The 19279-nt window shown below is 71.5% G+C and carries 16 protein-coding genes; 13 read left to right on the plus strand and 3 right to left on the minus strand.

All coding sequences use genetic code 11. From position 1 onward, the window contains the following. The first annotated feature begins 106 nt into the window (after positions 1-106). Positions 107-874 carry a site-specific integrase gene (locus AB0G16_RS15255; protein ID WP_362804573.1) on the plus strand — a complete coding sequence of 256 codons (768 nt, stop codon included), beginning with the start codon at positions 107-109 and terminating at the stop codon, positions 872-874. A gap of 245 nt (positions 875-1119) precedes the next feature. On the opposite strand, the gene AB0G16_RS15260 is transcribed toward AB0G16_RS15255, so the two are convergent. Continuing rightward, a complete protein-coding gene (locus tag AB0G16_RS15260) occupies positions 1120-1374 on the minus strand; it encodes a Smr/MutS family protein (protein ID WP_326638573.1) in 255 nt (84 codons plus the stop codon). Between the two features lie 462 nt (positions 1375-1836). On the opposite strand from AB0G16_RS15260, the gene AB0G16_RS15265 reads away from it, so the two are divergent. After that, positions 1837-5145 carry a S8 family serine peptidase gene (locus tag AB0G16_RS15265; RefSeq protein ID WP_362804577.1) on the plus strand — a complete coding sequence of 1103 codons (3309 nt, stop codon included), beginning with the start codon at positions 1837-1839 and terminating at the stop codon, positions 5143-5145. Between the two features lie 83 nt (positions 5146-5228). On the opposite strand, the gene AB0G16_RS15270 is transcribed toward AB0G16_RS15265, so the two are convergent. Together AB0G16_RS15270 and AB0G16_RS15275 are read right to left on the minus strand one after the other, a co-directional pair. Next, positions 5229-5657 carry a CBS domain-containing protein gene (locus tag AB0G16_RS15270; RefSeq protein ID WP_362804580.1) on the minus strand — a complete coding sequence of 143 codons (429 nt, stop codon included), beginning with the start codon at positions 5655-5657 and terminating at the stop codon, positions 5229-5231. Between the two features lie 94 nt (positions 5658-5751). Beyond that, a complete protein-coding gene (locus AB0G16_RS15275) occupies positions 5752-6951 on the minus strand; it encodes a helix-turn-helix domain-containing protein (protein ID WP_362804583.1) in 1200 nt (399 codons plus the stop codon). 184 nt (positions 6952-7135) lie between these two features. On the opposite strand from AB0G16_RS15275, the gene AB0G16_RS15280 reads away from it, so the two are divergent. The 11 genes from AB0G16_RS15280 (at position 7136) to AB0G16_RS15330 (ending at position 19075) form a co-directional block, all read left to right on the plus strand. Beyond that, entirely contained in the window at positions 7136-7969 is an 834-nt protein-coding gene (locus AB0G16_RS15280; RefSeq protein WP_362804586.1) for an ABC transporter ATP-binding protein, read from the plus strand. Between the two features lie 113 nt (positions 7970-8082). Continuing rightward, positions 8083-8985 (plus strand): ABC transporter ATP-binding protein, encoded by a 903-nt coding sequence (locus AB0G16_RS15285; protein ID WP_362804804.1) that lies wholly within the window; start codon positions 8083-8085, stop codon positions 8983-8985. Then, a complete protein-coding gene (locus tag AB0G16_RS15290; protein WP_362804589.1) occupies positions 8982-9872 on the plus strand; it encodes a branched-chain amino acid ABC transporter permease in 891 nt (296 codons plus the stop codon). Before AB0G16_RS15285 ends, AB0G16_RS15290 begins: the two co-directional genes overlap by 4 nt. Further along, the gene (locus tag AB0G16_RS15295) at positions 9865-10992 is read left to right on the plus strand and encodes a branched-chain amino acid ABC transporter permease (RefSeq protein WP_362804592.1); all 1128 of its coding nucleotides are present in this window, start codon (positions 9865-9867) and stop codon (positions 10990-10992) included. The genes AB0G16_RS15290 and AB0G16_RS15295 overlap by 8 nt, the downstream gene beginning before the upstream one ends. A 4-nt stretch (positions 10993-10996) precedes the next feature. Next, a complete protein-coding gene (locus AB0G16_RS15300; protein WP_362804595.1) occupies positions 10997-12277 on the plus strand; it encodes an ABC transporter substrate-binding protein in 1281 nt (426 codons plus the stop codon). Positions 12278-12436: 159 nt separating this feature from the next. Then, positions 12437-13873 (plus strand): aminopeptidase P family protein, encoded by a 1437-nt coding sequence (locus AB0G16_RS15305; protein WP_362804598.1) that lies wholly within the window; start codon positions 12437-12439, stop codon positions 13871-13873. 401 nt (positions 13874-14274) lie between these two features. Further along, positions 14275-15084, plus strand: a complete 810-nt coding sequence (locus AB0G16_RS15310; RefSeq protein ID WP_362804601.1) for an ABC transporter permease — start codon at positions 14275-14277, stop codon at positions 15082-15084. Then, positions 15081-15950 carry an ABC transporter permease gene (locus tag AB0G16_RS15315; RefSeq protein ID WP_362804603.1) on the plus strand — a complete coding sequence of 290 codons (870 nt, stop codon included), beginning with the start codon at positions 15081-15083 and terminating at the stop codon, positions 15948-15950. Before AB0G16_RS15310 ends, AB0G16_RS15315 begins: the two co-directional genes overlap by 4 nt. Further along, the gene (locus AB0G16_RS15320; RefSeq protein WP_362804606.1) at positions 15947-16975 is read left to right on the plus strand and encodes an MCE family protein; all 1029 of its coding nucleotides are present in this window, start codon (positions 15947-15949) and stop codon (positions 16973-16975) included. The genes AB0G16_RS15315 and AB0G16_RS15320 overlap by 4 nt, the downstream gene beginning before the upstream one ends. A gap of 5 nt (positions 16976-16980) precedes the next feature. Beyond that, positions 16981-18039 (plus strand): MCE family protein, encoded by a 1059-nt coding sequence (locus tag AB0G16_RS15325; protein ID WP_362804609.1) that lies wholly within the window; start codon positions 16981-16983, stop codon positions 18037-18039. Between the two features lie 10 nt (positions 18040-18049). Beyond that, positions 18050-19075: an MlaD family protein gene (locus AB0G16_RS15330; protein WP_362804612.1), complete on the plus strand. Its 1026-nt coding sequence runs from the start codon at positions 18050-18052 to the stop codon at positions 19073-19075. Positions 19076-19279: the final 204 nt, after the last annotated feature.

The following is a 19279-nucleotide window of genomic DNA, read 5'->3' on the forward strand; positions in this document are numbered from 1 at the left end:
GCACCAGCCACTACCAGCGACGACATCCACTCAACAACAAAGTGCTGTTGTAGTACTAGGTCTACGTCCCCTCGCTTCGTTCCAGCCTGGTCATATTCGCGCATGGTTGAGCGAACTGGAGAGCGCTCTTCCTGCGTCGTCCTACCGCCGCCTCATCTTCGCAAGCGTGTCCGCTGTCTTCACCGCGGCTGTGGACGACGGCCTACTGTCCAGAAATCCCTGTAGGGCACAATCGGTGCGAGCACCTGCCCCCGCCGAGGGGCGTGTCCAGCCGTGGACGACGGAGCGCGTCTTTGCCGTTCGAGCAGGACTGCCTGAGCGTTACCGGGCTATGGCAGACCTCGGTAGCGGTTGTGGTCTCAGGCAAGGGGAGATCTTTGGCCTGCCGCTCGACGCGGTGGACTTCGACACGGGCTGGTTACGTGTGACCTGCCAGGTGAAATTCATCAACGGCCGTCTGGTCTTCGCTCCGCCCAAACGGGGGAAGGAGCGCGACGTACCTCTCTCCGAGCGTGTAGCTGACGCGCTCAAAGCCCATATGGGCCGATTCTCGCCCGTCGCGGTCACGCTGCCCTGGCGTACTCCCGACGGCCCGGCCGTCACGAAGACGCTGTTCTTCTCCCGGGAGAACGGCGGCGCGGTCAGACGGAACGACTTCAACACCTACGCCTGGAAGCCCGCTCTGATGCACGCCGGCGTCATCCCGGAACCAGAGCGCGGCCAGCGGTACGAAGCCGCTCGCGAGCACGGCATGCATGCGTTGCGGCACTTCTACGCCTCGGTCTTGCTGGACGCCGGAGAGAACATCAAGGCTCTCAGCCAGTACCTTGGCCACAGCGATCCAGGTTCACCTTGCGGGTCTATACGCACTTGATGCCGAGCAGCGAGGGGCGGACCCGAAGGGCCGTGGACAAGGTCTACGAGGACGCTGCGCCTCGGCCTGACGGCCCACAGACGGCCCAGAGCGGGTAGGGGCCTCTCGGGGCCAACGGTTCATCGCCGCCGCCCCTTGCGCTCCTAGGGTTGAAATATCCGCGTTGACCTGGCCTTAAGTGCTTGACGGCAGCGATTCAGCCCGTACTCGGTGGTCTGACGGCGCCCGTCGTCGCGCTCACCGGCCTACTTGTAGCGGAAGTAGACGAAGAGCCGGCCGTGGTTCTTGGCGTCCTTGTCGATGCGGTGGTAGAGGGCCTTGATCTCCTTCTGCTCCAGGAAGCGCAGGACCTTCTTCTTGAGCTGGCCCGAGCCCTTGCCGGGGATGATCTCGACCTCGGTGGCCTTCTTCCTGATGGCCTCGTCGATGACGCCCCGCAACGCCTTGTCGATCTCCCCGCCCCGGTTGTAGATGGGGTGCAGATCCAGCTTGAGCTTCACACCGTCCCCTTCACCGTCAGGCCCGGGTGGCCGGACGCAGTGCCGCCGGTGAGAGCCGGCGCCCTCCAGGCTACGGCCTGCGAGGGCGGCACGGACAGGCCGCCCGCGTTCCGGATCTCCGTGGCCCGCGTGGGACGGGCACGGGCAGCCAGCCGTCGGGACCGACCACGTTCTCCCGGAAAGCCCGGCGAGTCTGCAATGAAACCTGACCAATTAATTCGTTGATTGTGTCAATTTCACGATCTAGGCAAATAAATGGTCTCTGGTTAGGCTCCCTCTGATGATCGGCCGCCCCCTGTGGGCGGCCGGTCGCGCGTCACCCGACGGGGAGGGTCGAGGCCTTATCAGGCATGCCCTGCCCCGGGCACGCGGGTGACCTCCCCCTCCCTGCCGCGTGAGCTGTTCACGTTCCAACAGGGAGGTCCGTTGACCAGGAAGCCCCACTTACCGAGGATCAGGCGCGTGGCGGTGCTCGCCGCCGGCGTCGGGCTCGTCGCGGCGATGGCGCCGCCGGCGAACGCCGATCCCACCCCCACCCCCACGTCGTCCACCAAGTGGACGGCGACCCCCCTGACCGGGGGTGAGCCGGTCCAGGGCGCGAAGTCCCCGACCGGCAAGCTCGCCCGGAGTGACGAGGGGCTGCTGAAGTCCACCTCGGGCGCCACGGTCAACGTGATGGTGAAGCTCGACTACGACTCCTTCGCCGCCTACCAGGGTGGCCTGAAGGGGCTTCCGGCGACGAGCCCGGCCAAGACCGGGAGGGCGCTCGACGTCAAGAGCGGCGACGCTCAGAAATACCAGAAGCACATCGAGGACGTGGAGAACACGTTCCTGGCCGAACTCGCCAGGAACGTTCCCACGGCCAAGGCGGGTCAGAAGCTGCGGACCGTCTACGGCGGCATCGCGCTGCGCCTGCCGGCCAACAAGGCCGCGGCGCTGCTCAAGCTCCCCGGCGTGGCCGCCGTCCAGGAGGACAAGCCCGAGCAGTTGCTGACCGACTCCAGCCCGGAGTTCATCGGCGCTCCCACGATCTACAACAAGCTGGGCGGCAGTTCCTCCTCCGGCAAGGGCGTGGTCGTCGGCATCCTGGACTCCGGCGCCTGGCCGGAGCACCCCCAGTTCGCCGACCCGGGCACGCTTCCCGCCGTGCCGCCGACCAAGGACGGCACCCCGCGCGTCTGCGACTTCGGCGACAACCCGCTGACCCCGGCGGCCGACCCGTTCGCCTGCAACCGGAAGGTCATCGGCGGCGCGCCGTTCCTGGAGACCTACAACGCGATCTACCCCGGCGAGGTCTACCCCGACAGCGCCCGCGACTCCAACGGCCACGGCACCCACACCGCGACCACCTCGGCGGGCGGCCCGGTGGCCGACGCCAACCCGCTGGGCATCAGCCGCGGACCGATCCACGGCATCGCCCCGGCGGCGCACGTGTCGGTCTACAAGGTCTGCGGCGTCGAGGGCTGCTTCCCCTCCGACTCCGCCCAGGCGGTCGGCCGGGCCATCCTGGACGGCGTCCGCGTCATCAACTTCTCGATCTCCGGCGGCACCTCCCCCTACAGCGACCCGGTGGAGCTGGCCTTCCTGGACGCGTACGCGGCGGGCGTGCTCGTCTCGGCCTCGGCGGGCAACGCCGGGCCGGGCGCGGCGACGGTCAACCACGTCTCCCCGTGGGTGACCACGGTGGCCGCCTCCACCCAGACCCGGACGTTCCAGTCGACGATCACGCTGTCCGGTACGGGCGGCGCCACGGCGACGCTCAAGGGCGCCTCGATCACGCCCGGCCTGCCCACGGCGCTGCCGCTGGTGCTCGCCTCGGCGCCGCCGTACTCCGACCCGCTGTGTGAGGCCCCGGCGCCCGCCGGGCTGTTCACCGGGAAGATCGTCGTCTGTGAGCGCGGCCCCGGCCGCGTCCTCAAGGGCTACAACGTCAAGCAGGGCGGCGCGGCAGGGATGATCCTGTACAACTCCACCCCGCTCGACGTGATGACCGACAACCACTGGCTCCCGGCCGTGCACGTCGACAAGCCCGAGGGCGACGCGCTGCTGGCGTTCCTGACGGCCAACCCCGGCGCGACGGCCTCGTTCACCCAGGGCGTCAAGACCACCTGGCAGGGCGACGCGATCACCACGTTCTCCTCGCGCGGTCCCGGCGGCGACTTCCTCAAGCCGGACGTCACCGCTCCCGGCCTGCACATCCTGGCCGGTCAGACGCCGACGCTGGAGGACCCGGCCGGTGGGCCGCAGGGCAACCTGTACCAGGCCATCTCCGGGACCTCGATGTCGTCGCCGCACGTCGCGGGCGCGGCGGCCCTGGTGTTCGCGCTGCACCCGAACTGGACGCCGGGCCAGGTGAAGTCCGCGCTGGAGACGACGGCCAAGACCTCGGTCACCAAGCAGGACCGCGTCACCCCGGCCGACCCGTTCGACACCGGCGGCGGCCGCATCGACCTGACCAAGGCCGGCGACCCCGGGCTCACCCTGGACGAGACGGGCGCGAACTTCGCCGCCTCGGCCGCAGACCCGCTGAACCGCATCGACCTGAACCTGCCGTCGGTGAACGCCCCGATCATGCCGGGTCTCATCACCGCCGAGCGGAAGGTCACCAACGTCACGGACAAGACGCTCATCTTCACCGCCACGGGCAAGACCGTCAGCGGCGCGAACATCACGGTGCTGCCGCCGCTGCTGAGCGTCAAGGCGGGCAAGACCGCCACGTTCAAGGTGGTCATCACCGCTCCCGACCTGCCCGAGGGCCAGTACTTCGGCCAGGTCGACCTCAAGCAGGTCGGCGGGTCGCGCAAGCTGCACCTGCCGGTCGCGTTCTTCCGCAAGGAGGGCGCGATCCCGGTGGAGCAGAACTGCGTCCCGGCCACCATCGCGCGCAACACCGGCGAGTCCACCTGCACGGTCACCGTGCAGAACGACACCCTCGAGAACGCCGAGGTCACGGCGGTCAGCACGCTGGACGCCAAGCTGCGGCTGAACTCGGTGACCGGCGCCACCAAGGTCGGCACCCAGATCGCGACGACCAAGACGACGCTGGCGGCCAGGCAGCCGGACAGGCCGGGCATCGCCCCGGGCACCGGTCCCGCCCCGTACCTGCCTCTCGACTCCTTCGGCATCGCCCCGACGCCGATCGGTGACGAGCAGGCGCTCAACTTCACCGTTCCCGCCTTCCAGTACGCGGGCCGGACCTACACCAGGATCGGCGTCGTCTCCAACGGCTACACGATCGCCGGAGGCAGCGCGGGGTCGACCGACATCTCGTTCCAGCCGCAGACCCTCCCCGATCCGGCGACCCCGAACAACGTGCTGGCCCCGTACTGGACCGACCTGGACGGCACCGGCACGCCGGGCGTCTTCGTCGGGACCCTCACCGACGGCGTGAGCGACTGGCTCGTCGTCGAGTGGCGGGTCAACCCGTACGGCACCACCGACACCAAGGTGTTCCAGCAGTGGATCGGGCTGAACGGCACCGAGGACATCACCTACACCTACGACCCGGACAACCTGCCCGGTGACCCGCCGGCGGGTTACGGCCTGACCGTGGGCGCCGAGAACGCCGAGGGCACGGCCGGCGAGCAGATCAGCGGCCCGCCGACCCAGGACCTCCGGGTGACCAGCACGCCCGGCGCCCCGGGCGGCACCCTGAGCTACTCGATGAAGATCAAGGGCGTCAGCCCCGGGGTCGGGTCGGTGACGACGGGCACGTCGACACCGCAGGTCAAGGGCCTGACCATCGAGGTCGACAAGATCACCGTGCAGTAGCGCGGTAGCGGTACGTGCGACGGGCCCGGCGCGAAGGCGCCGGGCCCGTCGTCGTCGGGGCGGGCACGGCCGGCCCGCGAGGTTCAGCGCTGGAGATAGTCGACCAGGTGGGCCTTCTCGGTCTCCAGGGCCTCGATCGAGCTCTTGACCACGTCACCGATGCTCACGATCCCGGCCAGGCGGCCGGAGTCGACGACCGGCACGTGCCGGATGCGGTGGGTGGTCATGGTCTGGCGCAGGTCGTCCACGTCGGCGTCCGGGGGGCAGGTGCGGACCTCGGTCGTCATGATGGACGACACCGCCTCCTCCAGCACGCTGGCGCCGCGGTCGTGCAGCCGCCGCACCACGTCGCGCTCGGAGACGATGCCCGCGATCGACGAGCCGTCCTCGGACACCACCACGGCGCCGATGTTGTTCCCGGCGAGGACTCCCAGGAGCTCGGTGACCGTCGCGTCCGGGCGCACGGTCGCCACCTCTGTTCCCTTGCCTTGCAGAATCGTACCGATCAGCATCGACACCACCTCGGTTCAGCCTGGCGCGGGTATCCCTCTCCCTTGCCCAATCGATCCTCCGGCTAAGCCCCGGAGGCGGTAAAAAGCGTGATTGTCACGTCACGGGGAGCAGTCGCACCGCGTCGAGGGCCAGGGTGAGCTCGACGATGTCCAGCGGGCGCGCCAGGGAACGGCCGGTGAGCTGCTCGATGCGGCGGATGCGGTTGAAGACGGTGTTGCGGTGGCAGTAGAGCTGCCCGGCCGCGCGCATGGCCGAGCCCTCGCAGCGCAGCCACGCCTCCAGGGTGCCGAGCAGGACCTCGCGGTCGGCCTGGTCCAGGGCGAGGATGGGCCGCAGCACAGCTCCGCTGAGGTGACCGGCGAGCTCGGGCTGGCTGACCACCAGGGCGGCGGGGAGCCTGTCCTCCAGCCGGGCGATCTCCGGGCCGTCGCCCACGCAGGTCCGCAGGGCCAGCTCGGCGAGGCGGCGGGCGCGGCCCAGCTCGGCGAGCCCCTCGACCACCGGGCTGATCCCAGCGCATCCGGTGACGAGCGGGCGCAGCTCCCCGGCCAGGTCGTCCATGTCGGCGTCGTGCAGCAGCACCACCGAGACCTCGTAGTCGGGGCGCATCCGCCACAGCAGCCGCATCACGCCCAGCGAGGTGGGTCTCGGGTCGTCGTCGCCGTGGTCGGGCCTGCCCGGCAGCCGGGTGATGACGACGGCGTACCGGCCCAGCTCCGGCAGGTCGAGCGCGGCGGCGGCGCTGCGGACCAGGGCGGCGTCGGCCCGGTCCTCCAGGAGCGCGTCCAGCAGGGACTGGACCCTTTCGGCTGTGCGGCCGAACATCTCGGCCTCCCGTCTTCGATAGGCCTCGGCGGCGGCGATGGCCTGCCGGTCGATGGCGTGCCAGACCTTGGTGGCGCTGCGGATCAGGACGGGCAGGCTGTCGGAGTCCTCCTCGGCGACGACGTCGGTCAGCCCGTCCCACATCACCTGCGCCGAGAGGCGGTAGCTGCGCAGCAGGGAGTCCATCGGCAGGCCCTGCTCGGCCCGGCGGCGGGCGGTCTTCTCCGCCTGCGGAAGGTCGCGCCGCTCCGGTCTGGGGAGCAGAATGGCCCCGATGCCCTCGCGCATCGCCTCGTACACGCTCTGCCAGTGGTCGTCGGTCGGTACCATCCGGCGGTAGGCCTCGTCGGTGTCGCGGATCTTGGCGACGAGTTCGTCGGTCAGCTCGGGAAGTCTCAGCAGCAGCCGGCGAGCGGCCAGCCGCATGATCCTGCGTACCTCTTCGTCCGTTACGGGCCGGGTCCCCATCCGGTGATGGTGTCAGCAGAACACCTTACGGAACAAGGTTCTGTTCTGTTTCGTGATGAGGGGTTGTGCCCGCGCACAACCGGCACCCGTCCCACCTGGGCTCCCGCCCCGACTTCACCTCCACCTCTGGACGCCGGTGAACCACCTGGGTTGGGTGCGTTCATCGGCTGTCAGGAGGCAGAACATGGACGTGCACGCCCCTCGCCCGCCCGGGGACTCCGGGCTGGTCGTCAGGGATCTGGCGGTGAGTTACGGCCCGGTCCTTGCCCTGCGGGGTGTCTCGCTGGACGTCCCGCGCGGTTCGGTCGTCGCGGTGCTCGGCGGCAACGGTGCGGGGAAGTCCACCCTGCTGCGCGCCGTGTCGGGCACCCTGAGGTTCCACCGGGGCGGGATCACCTCCGGCGAGATCGCCTTCGGCGGGACGCGCCTGTCCGGGACCGCCACCTCGGCGGTGGTGGCCGGCGGCGTCGTCCAGGTCCCCGAGGGGCGGCGGGTGTTCGCCCGGATGACCGTGGAGGAGAACCTGCGGGCCGGCGCGCTCGGCGCGCCCGACCGGCGGACGGCGGCCGAGGCCAGGCGGGAGGTGCTCGCGCTCTTCCCGGTCCTGGCCGAACGGGCCGGGCAGCGCGCCGGACTGCTCTCCGGCGGCGAGCAGCAGATGCTGGCCATCGGCCGGGCGCTGATGGCCGCCCCCAGGATGCTCCTGCTGGACGAGCCCACCCTCGGCCTCGCGCCGATGATGGCCGCCCGGATCGCCGACACCATCCGTGAGATCAACGCCCGGGGCACCACGGTCCTGCTGGTCGAGCAGAACGCCGCGACGGCCCTGGCGCTCGCCTCGCACGCCTACGTGCTGGAGGTGGGCGAGGTGGCGCTCTCCGGACCGGCCGCCGAGCTGGCCGCGACCGACGAGGTCCGCCGCCGCTATCTGGGCATCGAGGACGCCCCCGAGAACCTGCCCGGGACCGGGCGGGCCGCCGCGGCCGCCCGCCCGGCCCTGGCGAGGTGGTCGGCGTGAGCGGGACGAGCGGCACCACCGGCACGAGCGACACGAGCGGCACGAGCGGGGCGGGCGGCGCGACCGGCACGAGCGGCGCGACCGGCACGGCCGGCACGGCCGGCAGCAGCGGCATGAGCGGGACATACCAACCAGGCGGTATGGACACGGACATCTCCATCCCCCGGCTCGACGTCCGCGAGGTGACCGTGCGGTTCGCCGGGCTCACCGCGCTGGACGCGGTGAGCTTCACCGTCGAGCCGGGCAGCGTGCACGCGGTGATCGGGCCCAACGGGGCGGGCAAGTCCACCTGCTTCAACGTGCTCTCGGGCGTCTACCGCGCCACCTCGGGCAGCGTGCGGTTCGGCGACGCGGAGCTGACCACGCTGGCCCCGCACCGCATCGCCGCCCTGGGCGTTGCGCGCACGTTCCAGAACATCGCGCTCTCGGCGCACCTGTCGGTACGCGACAACCTGATGCTCGGCCGTCACCGGCTGACCCGCGCCGGGTTCGTCTCGGCCGGGCTGCGGCTGCCGTCGGCCCGGCGCGAGGCCGCCCTGCACGGCGAGCGGGTGACCGAGATCGCGACCTTCGTCGGGCTCGCCGAACGGCTCGCCACCCCGGTCGGGCTCCTGCCGTACGGCGTGCAGAAACGCGTGGAGCTGGCCCGGGCCCTGTGCATGGAGCCGCGGCTGCTGCTGCTGGACGAGCCGGTGGCCGGGATGAACGGCGGCGAGCGCCGCGACATGGCCGAGCTGATCATGGCGGTACGCGAGAGCCTCGGCATCTCGATCCTGCTGGTCGAGCACGACATGGGGATGGTGATGCGGCTCGCCGACGCCGTGACGGTCCTGGACTTCGGCAGGCGCATCGCCGACGGGACGCCGGCCCAGGTGCAGAACGACCCCGAGGTCGTCCGCGCCTACCTGGGCGCCGCGGCCGAGACCACCGCGGCCGAGGGCGTCACGGTTCAGAGCGTCACGGGCGAGAACCGCGCGGGCGGCACGGCGGGCGGGACCGGGGAGGTCACTTCATGATCACTTTTCTTGAGCTCCTGGTGAACGGGATCTCCGTCGGAGCCGTCTACGCGCTGATCGCCCTGGGCTTCGTCATCATCTTCAAGGCGACCGAGGTGGTGAACTTCGCGCACGCCTCGCTGCTGCTGGTCGGCGGTTTCGTGGTCGCCAGGCTGCACCCGTCGATCGGCTTCTGGGCGGCCCTGGCCCTGGGCGTCGCCGTGGCCGCCGCGGTGGGCGCGCTGATCGAGTTCCTCATCATCCGCCGGGCGAACGTCACCTCGCACAGCGTCCTGGCGATCGTGACGATCGGCGTCGACATCGTGCTCGTCACCGAGCTGACCCGGCGGATCGGCACCGACGTGCTCGCCCTGGGCGACCCGTGGCGCGACCGGGTGCTGCACCTGGGCGAGGTCAGCGTCGCGCAGACCCGGGTGGTCGCCCTGGGCGTGGCCGCCGCCCTGATCACCGCGTTCCTGCTGGCCTTCAAGTACACCAACTGGGGCATCGCCATGCGGGCCACCGCCGAGGACTCCGAGACGGCCGCGCTGATGGGCGTGCGGCGCGGGCGGGTCTCGATGGGGGCCTGGGCCGTGGCCGGGGCGCTGGCCGCCGTCGCCGCGCTCTTCCTGTGCGTCTTCCCCACCCCCGGGCTGGACCGCAGCACCACGTTCGCGGCGATGAAGGCGTTCCCCGCGGCGATCCTCGGCGGCCTCGACTCCACCACCGGGGCGCTGGCCGGCGGGCTCATCATCGGCGTCACCGAGGCCATGATGAGCGGCTACCAGAACGACCTGGCCTTCCTGGGACGGGGCATCGGCGACGTCGCCCCGTTCCTCGTGATGATCGTGGTCCTGCTCATCCGCCCCGCGGGGCTGTTCGGGACGAGGGAGCTGGCGCGTGTCTAAGAAGGTCGTCCTCTCCTGCCTGGTGCTGGCCGCGGCGGCGATCGCCGTGCCGTTCTACCTGGAGGGCTTCTGGCTGCAGGCCGGGCTCTTCGCGATGTCGGCGGCGATCGGCGCGATCGGCATCAACCTGCTGACCGGCGCCACCGGCCAGCTCTCCATGGGGCACGCGTTCTTCCTCGCGGTCGGCGCGTACGCCTACGTCTACTTCTCCTCCGAGCCCGAGGGCGGCGCGCACGCCCTCGGCGGGCTGGCCCTGCCCACGCCGCTGGCGGCGCTGCTCGCGGTGGTCACCGCGGGCGTGGCCGGCGGGGTGTTCAGCCCGATCGCCGGCCGCCTGAAGGGCGCCTACCTGGGCATCGCCACCCTCGCGCTGATCTTCGTCGGGCAGCACGTGCTGTTCAACGCCGAACCCGTGACGGGCGGCTACAACGGGCGCGCGGTGCCGCCGATGGAGCTGTTCGGGCTCGTCTTCGCCGACACCCCCGAGCTGGTGGTCGCCCAGGTGCCGTTCGGGGCGCTGGAGCGGCTGTGGTTCCTGGGGCTGGTCCTGCTGACCGGCGCGGCGCTGTTCGCCCGCGGCGTGCTGCGCGGCCGGCCGGGGCGGGCCATGAACACCATCCGCGACCACGAGATCGCCGCCGGGGTGATGGGCGTGCCGGTGGCCCGCTACCGCGCCGGGGTGTTCGTGCTCTCGTCGATGTACGCCGGGCTGGCCGGGGTGCTGATCGCCCTGGTCTTCCAGCGGACCGTGCCGGACTACTTCGGCCTGCTGCTCTCGCTCGACTACCTCGCGATGATCATCATCGGCGGGCTCGGCTCCGTCGCGGGCGCGGTCATCGGCGCGTTCTTCATCTCCATGCTCCCGCAGTTGCTCAGCCGCTACAGCGACGCCCTGCCGCTGGTGGCCGAGCCCGGCTCCGGCGGGGTCTCCCCCGCCGAGGCGGCCCGCATCCTGTACGGCGCCGCCGTCGTCGTCATCGTGCTCTTCCTGCCCGGCGGGCTGCTCGGCCTCGCCAGGCGGGCCGGCCTCGCCCTGGGGCGGCGGGCCACCCCCGCCGCCTCCCCGAGGCAGACCCCGCTGTCCCCCTCTCCCGCTCCGTCCCCCGACCCAAGGAACTGATCACATGGGAATCTCGAGAACCCCGGTCCGGAGCATGGCGGCGCTCGCCGTCCTGGCCCTGGCCGTCACCGCGTGCGCCAGCGAGAAGGCCACCGGGGGCAGTGGGGGCGCCGCCCCCTCCGCCGTCGGGGGGGACGGGGTGAAGACCGGCCCCGGCGTCACCGCGGACAAGATCACCCTCGGTCTGATGACCGACCTCACCGGCCCGTACGCCTCCTTCGGCAAGAGCCTGACCCAGGCGCAGCAGCTCTACTTCGAGCAGGCGAACGCGGCCGGGGGCGTGTGCGGGCGGCAGCTCGAGGCCCTGGTGCGCGACCACGGCTACGACGCGCAGAAGGCGGTCGCGACCTACACCGAGATCGCCCCCAGGACGGTGGCGCTGGCCCACGTCGTCGGGTCGCCGATGGTCAACGCCATCAAGCAGCGTCTCGAGGCCGACGAGATGCTCACCCTCCCGCAGGCCTGGGCGACCGCCCTGCTGGGCAGCAAGCCCATCCAGGTCACCGGGACCACGTACGACATCGACATGATCAACGCGGTCGACTTCCTGACCAAGGAGAAGGGCGTCAAGTCCGGGGACAAGATCGGTCACCTGTACTTCGAGGGAGACTACGGCGAGAGCGCGCTGAACGGGTCCAAGTTCGCCGCCGGCAAGCTCGGGCTCACCCTGGTGGAGCAGAAGATCAAGGCCACCGACCAGGACATGAGCGCCCAGGTCGCCGCGTTCAAGGCCGAGGGCGTCAAGGCCATCCTGGTCTCGGTCGGCCCCCGGCAGACCGCCTCGCTGGTGGGCGTCTCGCTGGCCAAGGGCATGGACGTGCCGTTCGTCGGCAGCAACTCGGCCTACTCCCCGCAGCTCCTGCCCACCCCGGCCGGGCCCGCACTGCTGAAGGACTTCTACTTCATGACGGCCGGCACGCCGATCAGCGCCGACAACGCCGCCATGAAGAAGCTGGCCGCCGACTACGCCGCGAAGTACCCCGACACCGCGATCGACAGCGGCGTCGCCGCCGGGTACTCGTCGGCCGCGATCGTGGTCGACGCGCTGAGGAAGGCCTGCGAGAACAAGGACCTGAGCCGGGCCGGCGTGGTGGCCGCGCACCGCAGCCAGTCGGCCTGGGGTGAGGAGTTCGGCACCGTGATGGACTTCACCTCGTTCGACAAGCCCGCCTCGCTGCTGTCCTACGTCGTCAAGCCGGACAAGGAGGCGCTGGGCGGCGCGAAGGTCTTCAAGGAGGCCGCCACCTCCGACCTGGCCAAGGAGTACCAGGTCCCGGTCGGCTGACCGGCGGACCACCCGCCGGATCCGGGCCCTGCCGGGCACGGGTCCGGCGGGAATCGGGGAACGGGCCGCGTCGCGGCTCCGCGTCTACCGGGGATGCGGGGCCGCGGCGCTCCGGGCTAGCGTGGACGGCACACGCCGACCTTCGCTCCTGGGGACAAAATGACCCAAAAGCTCAACACCGGCAGCCACGACCTGCCGGTCTCCGACGCCCTCGCCGCGTTCATGACCACCGGCTGGGCCGACACCCACCGCGACGATCTGGCCCCGCTGCCGCAGGTCGCCTACACGGCCAAGCGCCGTGCCGCGCTCGCCGCCCGCTTCCCCGGCGAGCGGCTCGTCGTCCCCTCGGGCACGCTCACGACGCGCAGCAACGACTCCGACCACCGGTTCCGGGCGCACAGCGCGTTCGCCTACCTCACCGGCGGCCAGGAGCCCGACGACGTGCTGGTCGTCGAGCCCTCCGGGGAGGCCGTGCTGTTCCTGCGCCCCCGCTCACCGCGGTCGGCACCGGGCGAGGCCGGGCAGGAGTTCTACCGCGACCGCCGCCACGGCGAGTTCTGGGTGGGCCGGCGTCCCGACCTGGCGGAGGCCGAGGCGCTGCTGCAGATCACCTGCGCGCCGATCGAGCGGCTCGACGACGTGCTCGGCGGGCCCGCGCGGGTGCTGCGCGGGGTGGACGCCTCGGTCGACCGCCGCGTCGCCCCCGCCGAGGGGGACGGGGACGAGGAGCTGGAGACGTTCCTGTCCGAGATGCGGCTGGTCAAGGACGACTGGGAGGTCGCCGAGCTCCGGTTCGCGGTGGAGGCGACCGTCCGGGGGTTCGAGGACGTGGCGCGCGCGCTGCCCGCCGCCCTGGAGCACCGGCGCGGCGAGCGCTACCTGGAGGGGATCTTCGGGCTGCGCGCCCGCCTGGAGGGCAACGCGGTCGGCTACGAGAGCATCGTGGCCTCCGGCGCCAACGCGTGCGTGCTGCACTGGATCCGCAACGACGGGCGGCTGAACGGGAACGAGCTGCTGCTCCTGGACGCGGGGGTGGAGACCGACCACCTCTACACCGCCGACATCACCAGGACCCTGCCGCTGTCGGGCCGCTTCGACCCGGTCCAGCGCCAGGTCTACGAGCTGGTGTACGAGGCCCAGGAGGCGGCGATCGCCACCCTGCGGCCCGGCGCGAGCTTCCGCGACTTCCACCGCGCGGCCATGCGGGTCATCGCCGAGGGGCTGCACGACTGGGGGGTGCTGAAGATCACCGCGGACGAGGCCATGGAGCCCGGCAGCGGCCTGTACCGGCGCTACACGCTGTGCAGCAGCGGCCACATGCTCGGCCTGGACGTGCACGACTGCGCCAGGGCCCGCTCCGAGGTCTACCTGGACGGCGTGCTGGAGGAGGGACAGGTGCTGACCGTCGAGCCCGGCCTCTACCTCCAGCCCGACGACCTGACGCTCCCGCCGGAGCTGCGCGGCATCGGGGTGCGCATCGAGGACGACCTCGTCATCACCGCCGACGGCGCCCACCTGCTCTCCTCGGGCCTCCCGCGCCACCCCGACGAAATAGAGCGGTGGCTGTGTCATGGCGACGCTGACGCGTCGCGGTGAGTCCGCTCTGATCCGGCTCCTTCCCTCGTCACTCATCCGCTCCGCTCCTGCTTACCTGCGACGCTGCGCGTCGCCGGTTCGGCCGCTCTGATCCGGCTCCTTCCCTCGTCACTCATCCGCTCCGCTCCTTCGCTCCTCGGTCCAGTCGCCGGCGCGGCCTCACGGCGCTCCTCGGTCCAGTCGCCGGCGCGGCCTCACGGGGAGTCCCTATCGGCATGTCGGTGGGGAGCGTGATCTCACGGAAAGTGTGAGGGGCTGACAAGTCGGGGGGCGGGGATCATCCCTTTTCCTCAAATTACGGTGAAAGGATCGACTTACTGGAATACCCGTCAGTAGCGTTGCTGGTCCATGGTCGGAGTCGCGAGGTCCGAGGTGGTCATGGCGCAACGGACGGCGGTTTGATGGCGGTCGGCGGGCGGGCGAGGGTCACCGGTCACCTGGTCCGCGGGACCACCGGGGTGCTCGACCGGGTCGGCGACATGTCGGTGATCGCCCTGGAGGGATTCCGCCGCACCTGGGACGTCAGGGCGTGGTTCTGGGAGTTCGTCCAGCAGTGCTGGTTCCTCGCCCGCGTGACCAGCCTGCCGGTGCTGCTCGTCTCGCTCCCGCTGGGCGCGACCGTCGCCCTGCAGGTCGGGCAGCTCGCCTGGCAGCTCGGCGCCTCCTCGGCCACCGGCGGCGCCGTGATCGTCGGCCTGGTCCGCGAGGTCGCCCCGATGGCCTCGGCCCTGCTCATCGCCGGGGCGGGAGGCTCGGCCATGACCTCCGACATCGGCGCCCGCAACATCCGCGACGAGCTGGCCGCCATGGAGGTGATGGCGGTCAACCCGATCCACCGCCTGGTCACCCCCCGCCTGTGGGCGGCGAGCACGGTCGCGGTGCTGCTGGTCCCGCTGGTCATCGTGGCCGGGGCCGGCGGCGGTTACTTCTTCAACGTCGTCGTCCAGGGCGTCACCCCGGGCGCCTACTTCGACGGCGCGGTCTCCCTGCTGGTCACCAGCGACCTGCTGGTCACGCTCTTCAAGGCGTGGATCTTCGGGTTCATCGCGGCGATCATGTCGTGCTACTTCGGCATGACCTGCCAGACCAGCCCCGTCGGCGTGGGACGCGCCGTGAACAGGTCGACGGTCGTCACGTTCCTGCTGGTGTTCGCGGTCAACTACGTCATCACCATGATCTACTTCCTGGCCTACCCGCCGAGGGCCCTGTGACGGCGGCCCTCCCGGGGGCGCGCACCGCCGGGGTCCGCGCGTACGGGGTGATGCGCGACGGGGTGGACCGGCTGGCCTCGCTGTCGGACTGGCCGGTGTTCCTGTGGAAGGTCGTCTTCTACTCGGTCAGGGACATCGTCCTGCGGCTGAGGTTCACCCGGGTGGTGCTGCGCCAGGTCAGCGACGTGGTGGTGGGCGTCGGCGCGACCGTCATCGGCGGCGGCATGGTCTTCGTCGTGTTCACCATGGCCTTCGCGGTCGGCGCCACCGTGGGCCTGCAGGGCTACCAGGGCCTCCAGGCGATCGGGGCCGAGTCGTTCATCGGGCTGGTGGGCAGCTTCGCCAACGTACGGGAGATCACCCCGATCATCGCGGCGGTCGCGCTCGCCGCCCAGGTCGGCTCGGCCTTCACCGCCGAGCTCGGCGCGATGCGCATCTCCGAGGAGATCGACGCGCTGGAGGTGATGGCCATCAACGCGTTCACGTACCTGATCTGCACCCGCGTGGTGGCCGCGCTGATCGCGCTGATCCCGGTCTACCTGATCGCGCTGTTCGCGAGCTTCTTCGCCACCCGGCTGATGTGCACGGTCCTGTTCGGCATGTCCCCGGGGGTCTACGACTACTACTTCTACCTCGGCCTGCCGGTGATCGACATCTTCTACAGCGTGGTCAAGGTGGTCGTCTTCGCCTTCGCCGTGGTCAGCATCCACTGCTACCACGGGTTCAACGCCACCGGCGGCCCGGTGGGCGTGGGCGTCGCGGCCGGGCGGGCGATCCGGCAGTCGATCGTCACGGTCGTCCTGCTCAACCTGCTGCTGTCGTACCTGTTCTGGGGTGGCGGCGGCAGCCTGAGGCTGACGGGATGAGCCCGACGGCCACCCGGGGCGAGTTGCCGCTGCCGATCCGGCTGGCGGTCTCGATCGCCGTGCTGCTGGTCCTGGGGCTGCTCGCCGCCCTGGTGGTGCGCGGCGCGACGCAGGTGAGCGGCACCCGGCTGAGCGCGGTGTTCCCCCGGGCCGGCCAGGGCCTGGACACCAGCTCCCCCGTCAAGATCCGTGGTGTCACGGTGGGCGGGGTCGGCTCCGTCACCCTGGACCGGCGGGGCCGGGCCGTGGTCGCGATCCACGTCGACCCCGGGTTCGGGGTGCCGCTCGGCGTCACCGCCACGATCGAGCCGAGCTCGGTCTTCGGCCCCAAGTACGTCAACCTGATCCCCGGTCCGGGCGAGGCGGCCGGGCCCTACCTGGCCGACGGCGCGGTCATCACCAGGACCGAGGCCCCGTCGGACCTGTCGGACATCCTGGCCGACGCCCACGAGGGGCTCGGCGCGGTCGACCCGCGGGACGTCACCGTCGTCGTGCACACCCTGGGCAGGGGGCTGGACGGCAAGGGCCCGCGACTGCGGGAGATCCTCGACGACACCGGGAGGATCGTCGAGGTGGCGCACCGGCGGCGGGACGAGTTCCGGCGCTTCGTCGCCGACGCCGGGGACCTCGCCGACGCGCTGTCGGACAAGGGCGACGAGCTGGTGGCGGTCGCCGCCGACGCGAACGCGATCACCCCCGGCCTGCTGAAGCGGGCCGGCCGGGCGCGCGCCCTGCTCGGGGAGCTCGACGACGTCTCCCGCCTGACCGCGCACGGGCTGCGCGGGCACCGCCGCGACCTGAAGGCGGCGGGCACCTCCGGTGAGCGCGTCGCCTCCCTGCTGTACGCCCAGCTCGGCGTCGCCGGCGACGGCGTACGGAGGCTGAACCACATCTTCACGGACGTCAACGACCTGGTCTCCGGCCGCGGCCCGGACGGCGCGAACCAGATCAAGATGGAGGCGTTCATCGCGACCGACGTGTGCGAGCTCATCGTCGGCGCCTGCGGCCCCTCGAACGGCCGGTGAGGGGCGTGGCCGGGTCGGCGGACAGGACGCGGCGCCGCTGGACGCTGGCCAAGTTCGCCGTGTTCCTGCTGGTGACGGGAACGCTGATCGTGCTCATCGGCGCCCAGATCGCCCGGGTGAGCGTGGGTGAGACCTACCGCCTCGCGGCGGTCTTCGACGACGTCTCCGGTCTGCGTGCCGGGGACCAGGTGAAGATCGCGGGCGCGCCCGTCGGGCAGGTCGAGTCGATCGAGGTGGTCGACGGCCGGGCCCGGGTCACGCTCGGCGTGCGGACCGACGTGCGGGTGCCCTCCGACAGCGCCGCCTCGATCCGCTGGCGCGACACGGTCGGGCAGCGGGTCGTCTACCTGGAGCCGGGCACCGCCGGGGACATGCTCGCCGACGGCGCCCGCGTGGCGCGGACGACCTCGGTCGTGGACATCGGCGAGCTCGTCGGCGACCTCGGCCCGCTCACCCGCAGCCTCGACCCCGAGCAGATCAACCGGCTGCTGACCGCGGCCGGGGAGGCGCTGGACGGCAACCAGGAGAACATCCCCCGGCTGGTCGACGACCTGGGCCGGCTGACCGGCACGATCGCCGAGCGCAGGAGGATCATCCAGGGGCTGCTGGAGGACTACGCCACCGTGACCGGCGTCGTGGCCCGCAGGGACCGGCAGATCGCCCGCCTGGTCGACAACCTCGTCGCGCTGACCGGCGCGTTCGCCCGCAACCGCGAACTGGTCGACGACGCGCTGGTGGAGCTCTCGGCGAGCGTGCGGACCGGTGACCGGGTGCTCGGCGCGAACGCCCGGGAACTGGGCCGCGTGGTGGAGCGCCTGGCCGGGCTCACCGGCGGCGTCCGGCGCAACGTCGCCGCCGTCGAGAGGCTGCTGGGCACGCTCACCCCGCCGCTGCGGCGCTCGTTCCAGGTGACCGGCCGGGGGCACTTCGTCACCACGGCGGTGCCCTGCCTGGCACTGGGGCCGCTGCCGTGCCCCTACCCGATGAACGCCCCGCCGCCGTTGCGCGGCGGCCTGCGGCTCACCGACACCGGTGACCTGCGCCGGGTCCTGGTGGGGTCGTGATGGGGTCGTGATGGCGCTCAAGTCGTTCCGCGACCGGAACCGGACCGCCGTCGGCCTGGTCTCGATGACCGTCCTGGCCGCCGTGCTCGTCGCCACCTTCCTGGTCGGCAACCTGGGGGTGTTCGAGGGCGGCTACACGATGTCGGCGGTGCTGGCCGACTCGGCCGGGCTGCGGTCCGGCAACGACGTCCGGGTGGCGGGGGTGGCGGTCGGCAAGGTCACCGACGTGCGCGCCGACTACGCGCGCGGGCAGGTCGTGGTGACCTGGAAGGTCGACGACGGGATCAGGCTCGGCCCGCAGACCAGGGCCGAGATCACCCTGTCCAACCTGCTGGGCGGGCGCTACGTCAGGCTCACCGGGCCGGTCGTCCGCCCGTACATGGACGAGCTGCCCGAGGAGCGGCGGGTGATCCCGATGGCGCGGACGAGCACCCCGGTGCTGATCACCGACGCGCTCAAGGACGCCACCCGGCTGGCGCAGCGCCTCGACACCGAGGCGGTCGACAGGCTGCTGCGCGAGCTGGCGGAGCTCAAGCCCGCCCGGGAGGGCCGGGTCGCCAGGCTCCTGGACGACATCGGCGAGCTGTCGGAGATCATCAGCGAGAGCGAGCCGGAGCTGCGGCGGCTGCTGGAGAACGGCAACAAGGTCATGGACGTGCTGGAGAAGAAGGACGCGCAGGTCGGCCGCCTGATCGACTCCATCGAGATCCTGCTGGACGAGCTGCGCTCGCGCCGCGACGAGCTGAGGGTCCTGCTGGGCGACGGCAGCGACCTGGTCGACGGCATCACCACCCTGGTCACCCGGCACGAGCGGGACCTGATCAGGGTGGTCGACGACGTGACGGCCGTGGCCGGACGCCTCGGCTCCACCAGCGGCCGGAACCTCAACTCGGTCCTCGCCTGGGTCGGCCCCACCTTCTCGGGACTGGCCAGGGCGGGCGGCCAGGGGCCGTGGGTGGAGGCCATCGCCACCGGGCTGGGGCCGATCAACCCCGAGGTGCTCGGCGCCATCCGCAAGGACAGGAAGAAGCGATGACACCACACGGGACGCGGCGCGGGTCCCCGCCCGGAACACCGCCCGGAACACCGGACGGAGCACCGGACGGACCATCGGACGGACCATCGGACGGGTCGCGGCGGAAATCCCGGCGGGGCGCGGGGCAGGGGTCGTGGTCGGGGGCACGGCGGGGCGCGGAGGGCCCGCCTCACCGTTCGCCGCTCCGCGGGACGCGCGCCCGGG

The sequence above is a fragment of the Streptosporangium sp. NPDC023615 genome, from assembly GCF_040640155.1.
Classification (GTDB): Bacteria; Actinomycetota; Actinomycetes; order Streptosporangiales; family Streptosporangiaceae; genus Streptosporangium.